We start from the raw sequence: 16,658 nt of genomic DNA, 5'->3' as shown, positions 1-16,658 counted from the left end.
GAGAATGAATAACATGTCCAACTCTAAATCGTACCCACTCATCGATACGCATACCCATATCATGTCGCCTCCGGTCGCCAAGAAAATGAAAGAATTGAATTTGTCGGGCCCTCCTCAAATGTCACGATGGTCACCGGAGCTTCATATTGAAAATTTGGAGCTTGCCGGAATTACAATGGGGGTGCTATCTGCGCCCGCAGCTCCTGAATTTGTTCCGCCGCATGAATCAGCCGCCCTTGTGCGTGAGACGAATGAATATTTTGCATGGCTCATCCAGACCTATAAAACCAAATTCGGCGCATTCGGAACGCTGCCCATGTTTAATGGTCACGATGCGGTTCAAGAAGCTGTATATGCGCTCGATACGTTAAAGCTGGATGGCGTCGCCTTCCAATCGAGCACCGGCGGCAAGTACTTGAGCGATCCGATCTATGAGGAATTGCTGTCCGAGCTGAATAAGAGGAGCGCAGTCGTCCTTATTCATCCCATATTGATCAAGGAACGACCGGCCGGACTGTCTCCGGCGCTCCTCGAAGGCACGTTCGATACGACAAGAAACGTAACGACGATGGCGGTTCATCGTATTTTCGACCGGTTTCCGAGCATTAAATTTATTATCCCGCATACAGGCGGCATGGTTCCTTATCTGAAGTGGAGAATTGCGATTACAGCATTGGCAGAGGACGTCAACAACTTCCTAGGCATTGAAGCTTCGCAAGAGGAAGTGAAGGCGGAAATGGCTAAGCTGGACAGTTTGTATTACGATACGGCGGTCAATCTGGGGGCTCTCCATAAAATGGTTCCCTCTTCTCAAATCTTATTCGGCACCGACATTCCTTTTCCATCGAAAAACGTCGTCAACCATCAAGTTGATGCTTTGTTTACCGATTTAGGCGAATTGGGCGAAGAGAACGTCAAGGCGGCAGCATACGGCAATGCGCTTCGGCTGTTCCCGAGACTTAGAGAAGTCATTTCCGAAATTTAGCAGGATGGCGAAGCCCTAGCTGGATAGAAATAGCGTCTTACCGAAAAAGGCACAAGTTCCTCGAAAAATCTTGAGGAGCTTGTGCCTTTATATATCCATTCTTATGCCGGCAATGCCCCGCCCAGCTGCAGCTGGTACATGGCGAAATACTTGCCGCGCTGCTCCATCAGCTCATCATGATTGCCGCGTTCTACGATTACCCCGCGATCAAGCACGAGAATCTGATCGGCATTGCGTATCGTGGAGAGGCGATGCGCGATCACGAAGGTTGTGCGGCCCTTTTTGAGCACATCGAGCGCCTCTTGAATAATCGCTTCCGTCTCCGTATCGATACTCGCCGTCGCCTCGTCAAGAATGAGGATTGCAGGGTCATAAGCCAGTGCTCTGGCGAATGATACGAGCTGGCGCTGCCCGGCCGACAGCGTGCTGCCCTTCTCGATCACCGGAGCATCGATACCTCCCTGCAGCTGGCTGAACATATCGTACGCACCTACGTCGCGAAGCGACTGCTCGATCTTCTCGCGGCTGATAGCCGGATTATCTAAGCTGATGTTGGAAGCGATCGTTCCCGTGAACAAGAAAGGATCCTGAAGCACGATTCCCATATGCTGGCGAAGCAGCTGCTTAGGCATGTCGCGGACATCGTTGCCGTCCACGATGATCTTGCCTTCTTTCGAATCATAGAAACGGAACAGCAGATTGAGAATCGAGCTTTTTCCCGAACCGGTATGGCCGACCAGCGCAACGGTCTGACCTTGGCGCGCATGGAAGGAGATATGCTTCAGCACGTATTCGTCCTGCTTGTATGCAAATGAAACATCTTCGAACTTGACGTCGCCTTTATAGCGATCCATTTTTCCTGTAGCTACGTCGATTCCTTCTTCGTCCATCAGCTTAAATACCCGCTCCGCCGAGACGCGTGCCGTCTCGAGATTCGACAGCTGATTGACGATACCGACAATCGGCGCAAACATACGGTTCATGTAATCGACGAACGCATATAGCACGCCTACCGAAACGGCGCCTCGCAGTGAATCGCCCCAGAACATCCAAATGACGACAATGAACAAAATGTTCCGCACGACATTAACGAGATTATGCGATGTAATGGAATTTAAGCTGAGCAGCTTGTTTTGATACTTATAATAATGCTCATTCATGTCCTCGAATTCCTTCGTCGTTTCCTTCTGGCGGCGGAACGCTTGGATAATGGTCATCCCTTGGATGGATTCATTGATCATACCGTTAATTTCGCTCAGCTTCGCGCGAATAATTCGGTTATAGCGAGCCGCGAATTTACGGTATACGATAATCCAGACGATAAGAATCGGCACGAGCGGCAGCGCCACAAGCGCCAAGCGAACATCGAGCAGAAATAACGCTCCGTAAATAGCTGCCATATAAATAATGCCCGTAAAAAAGTTGGCCAGCACTGCGACATAAAGCTCGCGGATCGCTTCCGTATCGTTCGTTACGCGGGATACGACCTGGCCCGCAGACAGATTGTCATAATAATTAACCGGCAGCCGCTGCGTATGCGCGAATATATCGGTTCGCATCTTGCGAACGATGCGATTCGCTGACGTCTGCAGCATTAGCCGCTGTCCGTAAGTAAAGACCGCAACCAGCAGCAAAAAGCCAAAATACATGGCTGCCAGCTTCAATAATGAAGGAAATTCCGGCTGATAGAACGCGTACAGCTCATCCTTCGCAAGCTTCGTTACCTTGTAAGAGACACTCTCTGCCGTATCCTTGTCCGTGACGGTGAGCGCGCTTCCTTCGACGACCCGTTTGCCATCATCGGATGCTAGCGCGCCGTCAAGAAAGTAGAAGCTTCTTCCTACCTGCAGCACCCGGACCTCTTTGCCCTTCTGCCCGGAAGCATCAGCCGCGTAGTGGTCCTCCCGCTTATACCATTTGTCTTTATAAAGAACGGCAAAGTCTTGCTTGCCCTCGACCTCATGCCATTTCTTCTCTATGCCGAGAATGTTTTGGTCAATCATTCGTTTGGCGATAAAGGGACCTGCCAGCTCGGCGCACACTGCGAGTATGAGCAGCAGCAGCGCAAGCATAATCGGTTTTTTATAAAGCATGGCGTATTGAAACAAACGTTTTCCCGTGTTGCCCATTGCTCTTCACGCCTCCTCATTTTTACGTTTCAATAATAGCCTCTAACTGCTGGCGGTCGTACTGCTCCCGATACCAGCCGTTGCCCGCGAGCAGCTGCTCATGCGTGCCTTCCTCTACGATCCGTCCGTCATCCAGCACGATAATCCAATCGGCATGCTGTACGGCGGATAAACGATGCGTCGTAATGAGCGTCGTCTTCCCTGCTCTTTCCGTGCGGATGCCTTCTATAATCTCGGACTCGGTCTTGCCGTCTACGGCAGACAAAGCATCGTCCATAAGCAGAATCTCCGGATCGGCGATGAGCGCACGCGCAATGCTGACACGCTGCTTCTGCCCGCCTGACAGTGCTACGCCCCGCTCGCCAACCATCGTCGCAAGCCCGTCAGGCAGGAATTTAATATCCTTCGCGAACGAAGCACGCTCAAGCGCCCGCTGAAGGTCAGCCTCTGTTCCTTCCTTCAGCCCGTAGAAAATATTGTCGCGGATCGATTTCGAGAACAAGATCGGCTGCTGCGGCACATAGCCGATCCAGCCGAGCAGCTCCTCGATTTTCAAGCTCCCGAGAGCTGCACCCGAAATGCTGATTTCGCCCCGGCCCAGCGGGTATTCACGTAGAAGCTGCTTGAGCAGCGTCGTCTTGCCGCTTCCTGTCCGGCCTACGATACCGAGCGTCTGGCCTTGCTTTAGCGCAAAGGATACGTTCGACAAATTATCAACGTTAGAAGACGGATAACGGAAAGTTACCCCTCTGAACTGCAAGGAGGACGGACCGCCAACTTGCACGGTTGCGCTGGCATCGGCAACATCCGGTTTATAGCCGAGCGTTTCACTAACGCGATCGAGCGAAGCGTTGCCTCGCTGCATAATGTTAATCAGCTCGCCGATAGCGAACATCGGCCAGATCAGCATGCCTAGAAATACGTTAAAGGATACCAGCTCTCCGAGCGTAATTTCATTGTGAAAGACGAGATACCCGCCATAGCAAAGCCCGATCAAATAGCTCGTTCCAACGAGTATTTTCATCGTGGGCTCGAACAATGCGTCAATGCGGGCAACCGCAATATTTTTGTTCAGCACATCATTCGTTTTGGCGCCAAAACGCGCCTCGCTCGCTTCCTCCTGCACAAAGGCACGGATGACGCGTACGCCAGACACCGATTCAAGCACCTGGTCATTCAGCTCGCCAAAGGCATCCTGCGCATCCATGAACCGTTCGTGAATTTTTTTGCCGTAATGCTTCATCGCAAGCGCCATTAACGGCAAAGGCAGCAATGCGGCCAGCGTTAGCTTCACGCTTATTAGGCCTGCCATTACGATAAGAATGGTAATCATAAATAGCGTCGAGTCGATCAACGTCAGAATGCCGAAGCCCGCTGTCGTAGCCACCGCTCCCAGATCATTCGTCGAGCGCGCCATCAGATCGCCCGTCCGGTTACGTTCATAGAAAGTAGGGGTCATGCGCAGGAAATGGCCCATTAACCGCGACCTGAGCAGCTTCTCCAGTACAAAAGCTCCGCCAAACAGCTTATAATGCCATATGTACGTAATGATGTAACCCACAACCGTCAGCCCGATCCAGCCGTACAGCACACGATTGAAGTCAGCCTGCCCAAGCAGGTCCTGATGGATGCCATCAATCGTATAGCCGATTAGCCAAGGCGGGATGACATCAAGAAATCCCGTTAAAATAAGGAGTGAAATGGCAACGGTATACCGCTTCCAATTCATTTTGAAAAACCAGCTTAATTTTTTGAGTACACTGAACATATTTATCTACCACACCTTCCGCTATCCATCCAAGCTTCGTTTCCCTTCAATTGCACAAGCAGCATCCTTCAACCTAGCGTCCGACACATTCCTTGCCGTCTATTTTCCCCTAAATGGCTAGCGTAAACGGCTGTCGCCGTACTCTGTGGCAAAAGCAGTCGTTTCGCTGAGACATATAAGCGCATTTATTTGCGAAAACATATAAATGCCTATATATCAAAAAAAAGAAGCATGTCGCCGTAACGACACGCTTCTTCCTCCTTCGAGCCAGGGCTGCACAGCAGTCCTGACCCGCAAGCATAGAAAAGGCGCATGATTACGATGACGTAATCATGCGCCTTTGATGGTGGGGATTCCCTTTATCAAAGAAAAACGACGCGCGGATGGATTACGTTATTCATGTTCAAACGATGATTCATTGCAGCAGTTAAATGAAAGTGAATGTTTGTATTCATGTAACGTAACCCTCCTCTCGATAAAATCTAATTGTCACTTTACCATTCGCGGAAATGGCTGTCAACCCCTTGCAACCGTATTCTTTTTTTATAATCAAGTTTGACCACGCCCCTCCGGTTGAGCTTTATTAACGCATTCGCTCGATCCGATTCGTTGCGCAAGCCATCCGTCACAAATCGTTTCCGTTTACTGTGATTTCAATCACAAGGCAGCTGCCTGCTCCCAGCTATACTTGGCTTATTCCTAACGGAGAAGCGAGGCTTGCCTATGGGCACGCTCGCCGAAGAGCCGTAAGACATTGGAGGGGTTTTTGATGCTAAGCCAACATTCGATTCAAGTCATTAAATCCACCGTACCCGTACTTGAGATTCACGGCGTCACGATTACGAAACGCTTCTATGAGCTGTTGTTCTCCAACCACCCGGAGCTGCTGAACATTTTTAACCACGCCAATCAGAAGCAAGGCAAACAACAAACCGCTTTGGCTAATGCCGTTTACGCTGCAGCCCTGCATATAGACAATCTAGCTGCCATTATTCCGGTCGTGAAGCAAATTGGACATAAGCACCGGAGCCTAGGCGTTAAGCCCGAGCACTATCCCGTTGTCGGCAAATATCTATTAATGGCCATCAAAGAAGTATTAGGAGATGCGGCTACGGAAGACATTATGTCCGCTTGGGCTGAGGCTTACGGCATAATCGCAGATGCTTTCATCAGCATAGAGAAGGAGATGTACGAGGAGACGCGTTCGCAGGCCGGCGGCTGGGACGGATTCCGAGAATTCCGAATCGATCGCGTCGTGAAAGAAAGCGAGGTCATCTCCTCCTTTTATTTGGTACCTGCGGACAACGGCGCCATCGCAAGCTTTTTGCCTGGACAGTATGTGAGCGTGAAAATAAAAAAAGAAGGGGCAGAGTATACGCAAATCCGGCAATATAGCCTGTCGGATGCTTCCGGCAAGCGCTATTATCGTATTTCGGTCAAACGCGAGGATGCCGATCAGGAACGCGCCGAGGGAGCCGTGTCCACGTATTTGCACCAATGCGCGCAGGAAGGAACAACGCTCATGCTATCGGCTCCTGCGGGAGATTTCGTCTTGGATACCGCTGACGAGCGTCCGGTTGTCCTTCTGAGCGGCGGCGTTGGGCTGACTCCTATGATCAGCATGCTAAACACGCTGACCGAGCACTATCCTTCGCGCCTAGTAACCTTCATCCATGCTGCGCAGCATGGCGGACTGCATGCGATGAGAGAGCAGGTGAACGCCCTCGCGGAGCAGCATCCGCAGCTGTCCGTACACTACTGCTATGCGCAACCGACAGAGGAAGACCGGCAGCTCCGCCATTTCCATAAAGAGGGCTATATCGATTTGGCATGGCTGCAATCCGTCATCCCGCGTGCCAATGCCAGCTATTATTTCTGCGGTCCTACTCCTTTTATGGCAGCCATTAACCAAGCGCTTCAGCAGTGGGGCATCCCGCAAGCGGATATCCATTTCGAATTTTTCGGACCTGCGGCAAGCCTTCAGCCTGTCGCTTCCAGCTAATCCGCGCCGCTTACTTCATTTGGGCGCGAAGCAGCCGGTTTACGGTCTCGCGCCGAAGGCCGATTAGCTGTCCGATCTCATCCTGCGTCAGTACGTCGGTAATCGGCGCTGCGCCAATATATAACGCGAACCATTGCTGCAGCTTCGCCAGCTTGTCCGCTGGAGCTACCTGCGTCAACTGGTCGATGCGCTGCTGCATCATGCGCAGCTTGCCCTGCAGCAGCAAAGCGATTTCACGGCTCTTCTCCGGGCTTTTCTCAAGCTCGCCATACCATTGCTGCTGAGGAACAAGGTCCACCTCGCAGGTAACCAGCGCAACTGCCGTGCCGTGATAGGGCATGGGGCTGATTAACGAATGATGGGGGATGATTTCATCCGGTACGATCAAATTAACGAGAAAAGGATTCCCGTCCTCGTGGACGCGAACAATCTTGAGCATACCGCTGCGAAGATGATACAGGGAGCCCGTCTCGCCTTGATGGAACAGCGTTTGTCCTTTGTGCAATAACATGCCGATCCTCCTTATTGCTGAGCCCAGTCGAATGCCGACTGGGCTCTTTTGCTGCTTTGCTTGCATGTCCAATACGGGTAAGACTCCAAAAATGACACATTTAAGCAATTGACTGTACAAGATCAAGCGGCGTAAAATGTAACATGCTGAGTAAAGTTATCGGTCTATCCAACTATGAAAGAAGGCGAGTCTGCGGCATGCGCATACGCACTTATGCAATCTGCTTGTATATCATCCTCATTTATTGGATTTCATCACATATTCCTTATATGCATTCCTTGTTTTTCCCTACGCTGGGCGCGTTCAGCCTGCTCTTCATCTCACGTCCGTTCGAGAAAGCGGAGGTTCGCAAAATCGCCTTCGGCGCGGTCATTTCCTCCATTGTCGGATCCGTGTCGGTATACATCCACCCAGGCGTCATTTCGCTGCTGCTTACGCTGGTGATCGTTATTTCTTTTATTAACACATTCAAATGGAATGCGCCGCCGATTCTCGCCGTCTCGCTCATTCCCTTTTTTACGCAGCCGTCGCTGCTTTGGGTCATTCCGCTATCCGTCTGCGGATCTTTGCTCGGGCTGTTGGTTACGTTGTCTGCCGCCGCACTCGTCGAGAAAAAGCTCGGTGCCTTATCGCTATTCCCCAAGCGCGGCGTCAAAGCAGAGTCCGACTCCGCCTTATAAGGAGCCGCGCCATTCCTCCGGCAACAACCGCTGGTATTGCGGCTGCAAATACCGGTCATCGATCAGTACCAGCGTTCCCCGATCGGTTTCCGAGCGTATTAAACGGCCGCCAGCCTGCAGCACCTTATTCATGCCGGGGAACACATAAGCGTAATCATAGCCGCTCTTCCCCTGCTCGTTGAAATAATCCTTCAGCATGTTCCGCTCCACGCCCAGCTGAGGCAAGCCGACTCCGACAACGATTACGCCAACTAAGCGGTCGCCGGCAAGGTCTACTCCCTCCGAGAATACGCCGCCCATCACGGCGAAGCCAATCAGCGATTTTCCGCTGCCTGCCTGAAACGAGCCAAGAAATTGATCCCGCTCCTCCTCCGCCATATCCGGCCTTTGCAGAAGCACCTCGGCATCGGACGCCGAGCCGGCAGGCACCGACCACTCTTTTAGCTCCATATAGGTCTCATAAACCGCATTCATATAAGCATAAGAGGGGAAAAACACAAAATAATTGCCCGGGCGCTCAGCCATCAGCTTCACGATCAGCTGCGCGATCGGCAGCTTGGATTCATCACGGTCATGATAGCGGGTCGAGAGCGGGTTGACTATGACATCAAGCTGATCTCTGGAGAACGGAGACGGCACGGCCAGCGTGTAATCGTCCTCCCCGGCCCCCAGCATGTCCATATAATAAGAAACAGGGGACAGCGTGGCCGAGAAATAAATATGGGAGCGATAGCCTTTCCCCATATGCTGTAGAAGCTTGGACGGATCCAAGCAAAATAGCTTTAGCCGCACATCGCTTTTTGTCAGCTCCGTAAATACGACATACCGCTCATCGAACAGCTTAGCCGTACGAATGAAGTTCTGGGCCGTGAAATACGTATCCAGCAGCAAGCCACCGGCGCTAGCCCCTAACGCCAGCGCCTGCTCTGCCGCATGAACGAATGCATCCGCCAATGCGACCAGCGTCTCCGGCAGTTGACGCTCCACCACATGCGGTGCGCCGTCGCTCGTTTTACGAAGCGCGATGAAGTAATCATTAATAGCCTTTGCGGTTCGGTAGCCCTCGCTATGCACGCTCTTCAGCTCGCGCTGCAGTGCCAGAAAAGGCGCCTTCGACAGCTCAGCCGAGAACATCTCACGTGCGCGGTCTACCAGGTTATGCGCCTCGTCCACAAGCAGCGCCGTTCGTTTTTTCATCTCAGCGTATTGCCGCTTAAATGAAATCCGCGGATCGAATATGTAATTATAATCGCAAATGACCGCATCCGCCGCATAGGCGAGATCGAGCGAAAATTCAAACGGGCACACCCGGTGCTTATGCGCATACGTTTCAATAACCGACCTCGTCATCACCGTCTCCTGCTCCAAAATATCAAGTACAGCGCCATTTATGCGATCATAATAACCGTCTGCATAGGGGCAATGCTCCTTCTCGCAGCGGACCTCCTCTTGAAAGCATACCTTATCCTTAGCCGTGATGGTCACCGCATGCAAGCGCAGCCCTTTCTCCTTCATGAATAGCAGCGCATCCTCGGCAGCAGCCCTCGTCGTAGTCCTTGCCGTCAAATAATAAAAGCGCTGCAGCATGCCCGCACCGATTGCCTTGATCGCCGGATAGGTCGTCGATATCGTCTTGCCGATGCCGGTAGGCGCCTTCGCGAACAACCGGACCTTCTCTTCGATCGACTTGTAGACCGCGCCTGCCAGCTTCCGCTGCCCCGCCCGGTACGTTTCGAACGGAAACGCGAGTCCGCTGATGCTTTCATTTCTATTCTGTTCGTGCCTGCGCCGCTGCTGCGCGTAAGGTGCATACCGTGCAGCAACATCATGGACGTACTGCTCCAGCTCTTCAAAGCTGACTTCCCGCGCGAAACGGCGCTCTTCCTCCGTTTCCGTCTGCACGTAGGTTAATTGCACACGCATCGCTTTCTGGCTATGCTCCTTGGCGTACATATAAGCGTAGAAAAGTGCCTGCGCCCAGTGCACGGCATACCCGTCATCCGTAATGTGGTCAAGATCGCCGCCGGTCGACTTTATCTCGTCCACGGTAAGCAACGGCTCCGTACGGAGCAAGCCGTCACAGCGCCCGTCCACGACAAATAGCAGATCATCAACGGCGATGTCCGCTTTGACGTACACTTCCTTCTCATCCTGCTCCCCGTAGGTTCGCTGAACCCTCTGATGCGCCTTGGTGCCTTCATGCATCGCATCGATCGCATTCAGCCTGACGTCGATGCTGCCGCTCAAGAATACATACTCCACCAGATGCCTTACCGATATCGCAACCGTTCCGTCGATTAGCATAACTGTTTCTCAACCGCCCCATAAAGAACATTTGTTCCTTAATTGTATCACATGCGGCGTATCAAACAACCAAACAGCAAAAAGCAGCATCTGCAATTCCGCCGGCGGCAACGGATTTGCAGATGCTGCATGAATAGGAAGAACGTACGAGGATAGGCTGCTTTGCCGCTCTATGGATAAGCAGGCTAAAGCTCCTCTGTCTCTTCCTCCGGATGGTTGCCAACGCCGTTCAACAGATCCGTGCCGTGGAACTCCTCACCTGGCGAGGCAGGATCGATGGGACTGTCCTTCGCGATAACGTCTGCATCGGGCACTGCGGCAAGCTCCTCCGAAATTTCCTCGGCCGTGTCCACTTCATCATCCAGCATGACCGGAACATGCGATTCATGCAGCCCGGCATCCTCATGCCGATGCTGGCTGGACAGAAGCTCGGTAGCTGCCGGAACCTCACTCGCGCTCGCCTCTTCCGTAAACAAACCGAATGCCGGATCAATATCCTTTTCCGTAGCCAAGCTTCCTATATGCCTTTTATCACGCTCATTAACGTTCTCCATGCAATGACCTCCTTAGACGTTTCTACCCTATAATACCCACTAAGGTCACGATTCTAACCAAAAAGTGAAACCGAGTTTGTCGAAAAAAAAGGATGCTGCTGTAAATTCGTCGAAGCCTACACAGACTGCACCGTAGAACTGGAGGCGTATATGACGAGACCGCATCTTCACAGCTTGCTTATTACATTCAATTGGAACCGACTCATTCTGAATATTATGTGGGCCATATCTATTGTCGTGTTCATCTCGCAGTGGCTGATATATGAGGTCATCGCGCCTCAGGTGCCATTTTTAACGCCCCTGAATTATTTCGCGCAAGACCTGCTTGTACCGGATTCGATTTTTTTGATTATTATGATAGGCCTTGAGCTATGTCATCGAACCTATCCGCAATGGTCAGAAGGAGCCATTATTTCCGCTTCCATCGCTTTGTCGTATATTTATTTATATTTCATCCGGGATTATTTTGCGGTAGCGCCGGTCGTTCTGCTGTTTCCGTTGTTTATTTCCATCATTTATTTCAAAAAGGGATATTTGCTCGCATGCCTTGCCCTGTGCTTTGCCGGCTTGTTCGGAGCCTTCTGCTTGTCGGAGCACCGATCCACGGCGGACATGATCGATTTGATTCTGATGACCTGCATTATTCTGGTCGCCGCTTTTACCGGCCTTGCGGTCATTCGACGCGGCAGCGAGCTGGTCGAACAGCTCGACATGGTGCAGCAATCCGAGCAGGAGCTGCGAATTCAGGCAATGATGATGGAACGCATGGCCAAGATTGACCCTTTGACGGGTTTGCATAACCATAAATCGTTTCACGAGCATATCGAAAAGCTGCTTGAGAATCAGAGGCTTCACGCTTTTCCGATTCAGATCGCGATTCTCGATATCGATAACTTCAAGCAAGTGAACGATACGTTCGGTCATTGGGCTGGCGATATTGCGCTTAAGCAGGCTGCCTCTTGCATAGCGGACAGCCTTTCCCACACATGCTTTGCAGCCCGCTACGGCGGGGAAGAATTCGTTGTGCTGCTGCAAGAAAAGGATATGCGGACTGCCTGGCAAATCGTTGAAAAGCTGCGGATTTCGATCGCTTGCAGACCGATTGGGGAAATGAACCGGCGCCATGTAACCGTCAGCATCGGGCTTCATGCCATCGAGGCCGGCGAGACCAAGGAATACGCCTTCCAACAGGCGGATCAGGCGCTTTATGTTTCGAAGAGCGAAGGCAAAAACCGCACAACGATCCAGTAGATGCCAGGCTACCATCGGGCTAATAGCAGCCTAAAACGACAATGGTCGCGTTATCCTGATACGGCCGCTTCTGCGCGCATACATGCGCAATGATAAACGCCGATGCTTCCGAGGGAGGCAATCGCAGCGCTTCCTCCAGCAGCTCTTCCGTCAAATCTTCATTTAATCCGTCGCTGCACAAAATAACGTGATCGCCTGTGGTGACTCGCAGCGGCAGCTCGTTCGCATCAAGCTCTGTGACGTTAGGGATACCCAGATAGCTCGTCAATAAATGCCGTTCTGGATGGGTGTCCGCCTCTTCCTGCGTAAGCTCGCCTGCTTGGACCCGCTCCTGCAGCCAGTTTCCGTAAACATGATCCTTCGTTAATGGAATCAAGCTGCCGTTTCGGTACAAAAAAATACGGCTATCGCCCGCCGAAATCCAGTATAACCTCCCCTCCTGGATGACAACGGCAATCAGTGTCGTGCCCACGCTCCATTCCAGTCCATGCGCCAGCGCGAGCTCGTATACCGATTTGTTAGACGCGTGCAAAGCACCGGCAAGCGCTCCCGGCACCCCCCATTTCTCAACCAGGCTTCTATATTCGTTCAGCATCGTCTGCGAAGCCAGCTGCCCCGCCTCCTTGCCCATTTCATAGCCGCCCATTCCATCAGCCAGCACAGCCAGTACCCCCTGCTTTTTAATGACCGCGATATCCTCCAGCTCCGAGTAGCAATAAGCATCCTGTTGCTCCTCCCGCTCGCCGATGTGCTGCGCAAAGCCAAGCTGAACCTGAATGCTGCCGAATAGGAAGCTGTCACTCTCCTCCGCAATTCCGATTCTCGCCCGCTCCTCTACTCTTCTATTCGGACCCGTATTCTCGTTTTCTCCTTCGCCTGATGCATTAAAATGTATAGAATCATGCTCTCCTACACTTGCGAAATCTTTTTCAGCCTCAGGCATATGCTCAAGCGGATTCTTCACATACATGCTCCTTTGTCGGCGGGCATGCCTGTATATGGCAATCGCCGCTGCCAGCAGCACTCCAATCCCGATCACCGTGCAGCTCCACCCTATCCCGCTCATCGCATCCCCCGCCCTATCATGGACTTGCCCGTACGTACGCGGGCTTTCCCTTCATCTATATTCATATTGGGTAGCGCAAGCTTTTATGTTCGTAGGGATACATAGCGAAGAGCCCCGCACATTTGACTGTACGGGGCTCTGCTTTCAGCCTATTATTTCTTCACGATATCCTGTACCGCTTTATCGAATTTCTCAAGCAGTTGATCGCTCGTAATTTGTTTGCCGAGGTACTCCTGCATAGCCGCGCCCCATTGCTGCGTAATGCCGTCCGGGAAGCGATCCCAGTTCCAGCCTTTTACTTGCTCAGGGTTAGCGTTCGCAAAGGTTGCGAAGTCGCCGCCGATTTTACCTACCGCCTCTGGATTCGGCGTGATGGAAGACAGGGCCGGAACAAATTTAAAGTCCGTGGAGATGAATTTTTTGCCTGTTTCCGATGTAACCATCCAGTTCAAGAATGCTTTTGCTTCTTCAACCTGCGCGGATTTGTTATTTACGATCCAGTTGTTCGGCACGCCTGTGAACACGTTCGGCTTGCCTTGCAGAGGCACAGCCATCATGCCGAGGTTAAGCGCCGGGTCGATCTCGTCGATCATGCCTTGAACCCAGTTGCCATGCTGAATCATCGCGTATTTGCCCGCTGCGAATTCAGCGACTTGCGTGTTATAGTCCGTTGTCAAAGCATTGTCTTGGCCGTTGGCGAACATGATATCCACAAGGCGAATCCACTCTTTCATAATCGGATCGTCCTTCAGCTTCACTTTGCCTGCCTTAACATCCTCAATGAATGCAGCAGGATCAGCTTGATTCGCGAAAGCGATATTCAGCGTATGGATACCCATCGACCACCACTCGGAAGTAAGGGCAAATGGCGTGATACCTGCATCCTTCAGCTTTTTGGCGGCAGCCTCCAGCTCTTCAAGCGTTTGCGGAAGCTCGGTAATGCCTGCTTTTGCAAACAAATCCTTGTTATACGTAAAGCCGTAAGCTTCTAGGTTCATCGGCATGCCCAGCAGCTTGCCGTCACGCGTAATTTGCGCTTTGGACGCTTCAACCAAATCCTTCGCCCATGCTTCGCCAGACAAGTCTGTCGCACGGTCCACATAAGGATCGAAGCCTGCCCAGCCGCTGGAGTTGAAAATTTCAGGCTCCTCGCCTGCAGCCAGCTCCGCTTTCAGCAATGCGCTGTAATCCTCGCCGCCGCCGTGCGTCTCAATTTCCACCTTAACGCCCGTTTCCTTCTCATACTCGGCAGCCAGCTTTTCAAGCGCTTCCGCAATCTCCACTTTGAATTGGAACACTTTGATTTTGACATCCTTCTTCGGAGCCTCCGTAGGATCCGGCTCCGCACCCTGGTTGTTCGTTTTCGCTGGTGCATTAGTTGCTGTTTCACCGTTTGCGTTGTTGCCGCAGCCGCTGAGCAGAACAATAACCATGATAGCCGCGAGCATTAGAAAGGAAATTTTTTTCATCTTATGACCTCCCGCAATTTTTATATATACACTTTTTTTGTAACGCTTACATCGTCATTATAAGTGTGCAACAAGCTGGCACAACACAGAATATATTGTACATATAGGTGTAAAATGTTGATAACTTCCATTTATTCATGTAAGTCATTATCCTTTTACGGATCCTGCAGTAATTCCCTCGATAATATGCTTTTGCAAAAACAAGAAAAATACAATTATCGGAATCGTGCTCAGCGTGAGCGCCGCCATCGCCAAGTCCCATTTGCGCAAATACTGCCCGAAAAACTTTTGCACCGCAAGCGGAATCGTCGTTAGATTGTCGTTAATGACGAGCACCGGCAGCAGGTAATCATTCCAGATCCACAAGACGTTCAGAATGATAACCGTAACGGTAATCGGCTTGAGCAGCGGGAACACGATGCGCCAGAACACGCCATACGGCGAGCAACCGTCCATGACTGCCGCTTCCTCCACTTCCAGCGGAACGGACTTGATAAAGCCATGGTATAGGAACATCGACAACGAAATGCCAAAGCCCATGTAACAAATAACGATACCATAGAGATGGCCGCGAAGCTCGAACATCGACGTAATCCGCATAAGCGGCAGCATGACCGATTGGAATGGAATGATCATGGCTGCGATAAGCACCGTTAGCAGCAGCTTGTTGAAGGCGGTCGGCCGGCGCACTAAGCGGTAAGCCATCATAGAGCTGACGACAACGAGCAGCAGTACGCTGATCGAGGTAATTAAGAACGAATTCAGGAACACGGTCGGAAAGTCGATTGCTACCCACGCGCGCTTGAAATTGTCGAGCCCCAGCTTCTCCGGCAGGGAAGCGGCATTAAGCAGAATGTACTTCAATTCTTTGAACGAGTTGATGATGAGAAAATAAAACGGCGTCAGGAAGATAAGCGCCACGGCAACGCCGATAAGCTCAAGCAACAGAATAAGAGGCGTGTAACGCTGCCTGTTTTCCATTATGCCTCCACCTCCTTCTTCTTCGTAATCCATACCTGCGTGACCGTGATCAGCGCTACTCCGAAAAAGAAGATCATGGCTTTGGCTGTCCCAAGCCCGTATCGATTGTTCACTAGCCCCTCGCGGTATACGTTAAGCGCGATCGATTCCGTTGCATTGCCGGGCCCGCCGGCTGTCAGCGACAGGTTTAGATCGAACATTTTGAACGAATTGGAGGTCGTTAAAAACAAGCAGATCGTAATCGCCGGCATAATGAGCGGCACCGTTACGGAGCGCAGCAGCTGCCATGCCCCGGCACCGTCGATTTTGGCGGCCTCGATCAAATCCTTCGGCACGCTTATCATCGCCGCGATATAGATGATCATCATGTAGCCGGCTGTCTGCCATACGAACACGATAACGATGCCCCAAAAGGCCGTATTGGGCGTGCCGAGCCATTGCAGGTTGAAAAATCCGATATTCGTCGCTTCGCCGATAGCCCGGAAACCCCGCACGAATATAAAATACCAAATGTAGCCGAGCAGCAATCCCCCGATTACGTTCGGCAGGAAAAATACCGTGCGCAGGAAATTGCGGCTCTTCAGGTTGCGCGTTAGCAGCAGCGAGAGCAGGAATGCCATCACATTGGTCACAATAACCGCTGCGAGCGTAAACTTGGTAGTGAACCAGAAGGCATTCCAGAACCGCTCATCGTCGGTAAATATTTTGGTAATATTTTTCATGCCGGTCCATTTGGCGTTGCCGAGATCCATACCGTTCCACTCCGTGAACGTGTAGTAGAAGCCCATCACGAACGGAGCAAGCACGATCAGTATAAAGGCAATAAGCCCAGGGCCGACAAATACCGTTTGCTGGACCCACTCGGTCCATTTGATTTTTTTGGACATTATCCTCGTCCCCCTTCTCTTTCCCTCTGACGGTAGCTGTCTGTTGATACTCACAGTATAAAACCGATTGA

13 protein-coding genes are annotated in these 16,658 nt (G+C 51.7%); 4 read left to right on the top strand and 9 right to left on the bottom strand.

The window, feature by feature from the left end:
- The first annotated feature begins 13 nt into the window (after window positions 1-13).
- The gene (locus AC0YN3_RS15080) at window positions 14-985 is read left to right on the top strand and encodes an amidohydrolase family protein (RefSeq protein WP_475775845.1); all 972 of its coding nucleotides are present in this window, start codon (window positions 14-16) and stop codon (window positions 983-985) included.
- A gap of 101 nt (window positions 986-1,086) precedes the next feature.
- On the opposite strand, the gene AC0YN3_RS15075 is transcribed toward AC0YN3_RS15080, so the two are convergent.
- On the bottom strand, window positions 1,087-3,114 hold the full coding sequence (locus AC0YN3_RS15075; protein WP_475775844.1) for an ABC transporter ATP-binding protein: 2,028 nt from the start codon (window positions 3,112-3,114) through the stop codon (window positions 1,087-1,089).
- Window positions 3,115-3,136: 22 nt separating this feature from the next.
- Window positions 3,137-4,882 (bottom strand): ABC transporter ATP-binding protein, encoded by a 1,746-nt coding sequence (locus tag AC0YN3_RS15070; RefSeq protein ID WP_475775843.1) that lies wholly within the window; start codon window positions 4,880-4,882, stop codon window positions 3,137-3,139.
- Window positions 4,883-5,651: 769 nt separating this feature from the next.
- Here AC0YN3_RS15070 and hmpA point away from each other — a divergent pair.
- Complete coding sequence (hmpA, locus tag AC0YN3_RS15065) at window positions 5,652-6,884, top strand: NO-inducible flavohemoprotein (protein ID WP_475775842.1); 1,233 nt, start codon at window positions 5,652-5,654, stop codon at window positions 6,882-6,884.
- 10 nt (window positions 6,885-6,894) lie between these two features.
- Here hmpA and AC0YN3_RS15060 read toward each other — a convergent pair whose 3' ends face one another.
- Window positions 6,895-7,395 (bottom strand): Crp/Fnr family transcriptional regulator, encoded by a 501-nt coding sequence (locus AC0YN3_RS15060; RefSeq protein WP_475775841.1) that lies wholly within the window; start codon window positions 7,393-7,395, stop codon window positions 6,895-6,897.
- Between the two features lie 143 nt (window positions 7,396-7,538).
- Here AC0YN3_RS15060 and AC0YN3_RS15055 point away from each other — a divergent pair, with 143 nt between their 5' ends.
- Window positions 7,539-8,075 (top strand): hypothetical protein, encoded by a 537-nt coding sequence (locus tag AC0YN3_RS15055; RefSeq protein WP_475775840.1) that lies wholly within the window; start codon window positions 7,539-7,541, stop codon window positions 8,073-8,075.
- Here AC0YN3_RS15055 and AC0YN3_RS15050 read toward each other — a convergent pair.
- Both AC0YN3_RS15050 and AC0YN3_RS15045 read right to left on the bottom strand, forming a co-directional pair.
- The gene (locus AC0YN3_RS15050) at window positions 8,070-10,373 is read right to left on the bottom strand and encodes a helicase C-terminal domain-containing protein (protein WP_475776088.1); all 2,304 of its coding nucleotides are present in this window, start codon (window positions 10,371-10,373) and stop codon (window positions 8,070-8,072) included. The two genes, AC0YN3_RS15055 and AC0YN3_RS15050, sit on opposite strands and share 6 nt — an antisense overlap.
- A 191-nt stretch (window positions 10,374-10,564) precedes the next feature.
- Entirely contained in the window at window positions 10,565-10,933 is a 369-nt protein-coding gene (locus tag AC0YN3_RS15045) for a hypothetical protein (RefSeq protein WP_475775839.1), read from the bottom strand.
- Window positions 10,934-11,083: 150 nt separating this feature from the next.
- Here AC0YN3_RS15045 and AC0YN3_RS15040 point away from each other — a divergent pair, with 150 nt between their 5' ends.
- Window positions 11,084-12,184, top strand: a complete 1,101-nt coding sequence (locus AC0YN3_RS15040) for a GGDEF domain-containing protein (RefSeq protein WP_475775838.1) — start codon at window positions 11,084-11,086, stop codon at window positions 12,182-12,184.
- A gap of 19 nt (window positions 12,185-12,203) precedes the next feature.
- Here the strand turns inward: AC0YN3_RS15040 and AC0YN3_RS15035 are convergent, their stop codons facing one another.
- The 4 genes from AC0YN3_RS15035 to AC0YN3_RS15020 form a co-directional block, all read right to left on the bottom strand.
- Window positions 12,204-13,250, bottom strand: coding sequence for a PP2C family protein-serine/threonine phosphatase (locus AC0YN3_RS15035; protein ID WP_475775837.1), 1,047 nt, complete (start codon window positions 13,248-13,250; stop codon window positions 12,204-12,206).
- Between the two features lie 152 nt (window positions 13,251-13,402).
- Window positions 13,403-14,719, bottom strand: a complete 1,317-nt coding sequence (locus AC0YN3_RS15030; RefSeq protein WP_475775836.1) for an ABC transporter substrate-binding protein — start codon at window positions 14,717-14,719, stop codon at window positions 13,403-13,405.
- A gap of 147 nt (window positions 14,720-14,866) precedes the next feature.
- On the bottom strand, window positions 14,867-15,700 hold the full coding sequence (locus AC0YN3_RS15025) for a carbohydrate ABC transporter permease (protein WP_475775835.1): 834 nt from the start codon (window positions 15,698-15,700) through the stop codon (window positions 14,867-14,869).
- Window positions 15,700-16,587, bottom strand: a complete 888-nt coding sequence (locus AC0YN3_RS15020) for a carbohydrate ABC transporter permease (protein ID WP_441943037.1) — start codon at window positions 16,585-16,587, stop codon at window positions 15,700-15,702. The genes AC0YN3_RS15025 and AC0YN3_RS15020 overlap by 1 nt, the downstream gene beginning before the upstream one ends.
- Window positions 16,588-16,658: the final 71 nt, after the last annotated feature.

The sequence above is a fragment of the Paenibacillus sp. J22R232 genome, from assembly GCF_056269165.1.
The sequence above is the reverse complement of the archived record's forward strand: the minus strand, read 5'-3'. Positions and strand labels throughout refer to the sequence as shown.

What these genes read in the sequence shown, in the direction of transcription:
- AC0YN3_RS15070 (WP_475775843.1), bottom strand. Translation starts at nt 4,882, where the DNA reads ATGTTCAGTGTACTCAAAAAATTAAGCTGGTTTTTCAAAATGAATTGG.
- AC0YN3_RS15040 (WP_475775838.1), top strand. Translation starts at nt 11,084, where the DNA reads ATGACGAGACCGCATCTTCACAGCTTGCTTATTACATTCAATTGGAAC.
- AC0YN3_RS15075 (WP_475775844.1), bottom strand. Translation starts at nt 3,114, where the DNA reads ATGGGCAACACGGGAAAACGTTTGTTTCAATACGCCATGCTTTATAAA.
- AC0YN3_RS15020 (WP_441943037.1), bottom strand. Translation starts at nt 16,587, where the DNA reads ATGTCCAAAAAAATCAAATGGACCGAGTGGGTCCAGCAAACGGTATTT.
- AC0YN3_RS15055 (WP_475775840.1), top strand. Translation starts at nt 7,539, where the DNA reads ATGCTGAGTAAAGTTATCGGTCTATCCAACTATGAAAGAAGGCGAGTC.
- AC0YN3_RS15025 (WP_475775835.1), bottom strand. Translation starts at nt 15,700, where the DNA reads ATGGAAAACAGGCAGCGTTACACGCCTCTTATTCTGTTGCTTGAGCTT.
- AC0YN3_RS15060 (WP_475775841.1), bottom strand. Translation starts at nt 7,395, where the DNA reads ATGTTATTGCACAAAGGACAAACGCTGTTCCATCAAGGCGAGACGGGC.
- AC0YN3_RS15045 (WP_475775839.1), bottom strand. Translation starts at nt 10,933, where the DNA reads ATGGAGAACGTTAATGAGCGTGATAAAAGGCATATAGGAAGCTTGGCT.
- AC0YN3_RS15080 (WP_475775845.1), top strand. Translation starts at nt 14, where the DNA reads ATGTCCAACTCTAAATCGTACCCACTCATCGATACGCATACCCATATC.
- hmpA (WP_475775842.1), top strand. Translation starts at nt 5,652, where the DNA reads ATGCTAAGCCAACATTCGATTCAAGTCATTAAATCCACCGTACCCGTA.
- AC0YN3_RS15030 (WP_475775836.1), bottom strand. Translation starts at nt 14,719, where the DNA reads ATGAAAAAAATTTCCTTTCTAATGCTCGCGGCTATCATGGTTATTGTT.
- AC0YN3_RS15035 (WP_475775837.1), bottom strand. Translation starts at nt 13,250, where the DNA reads ATGAGCGGGATAGGGTGGAGCTGCACGGTGATCGGGATTGGAGTGCTG.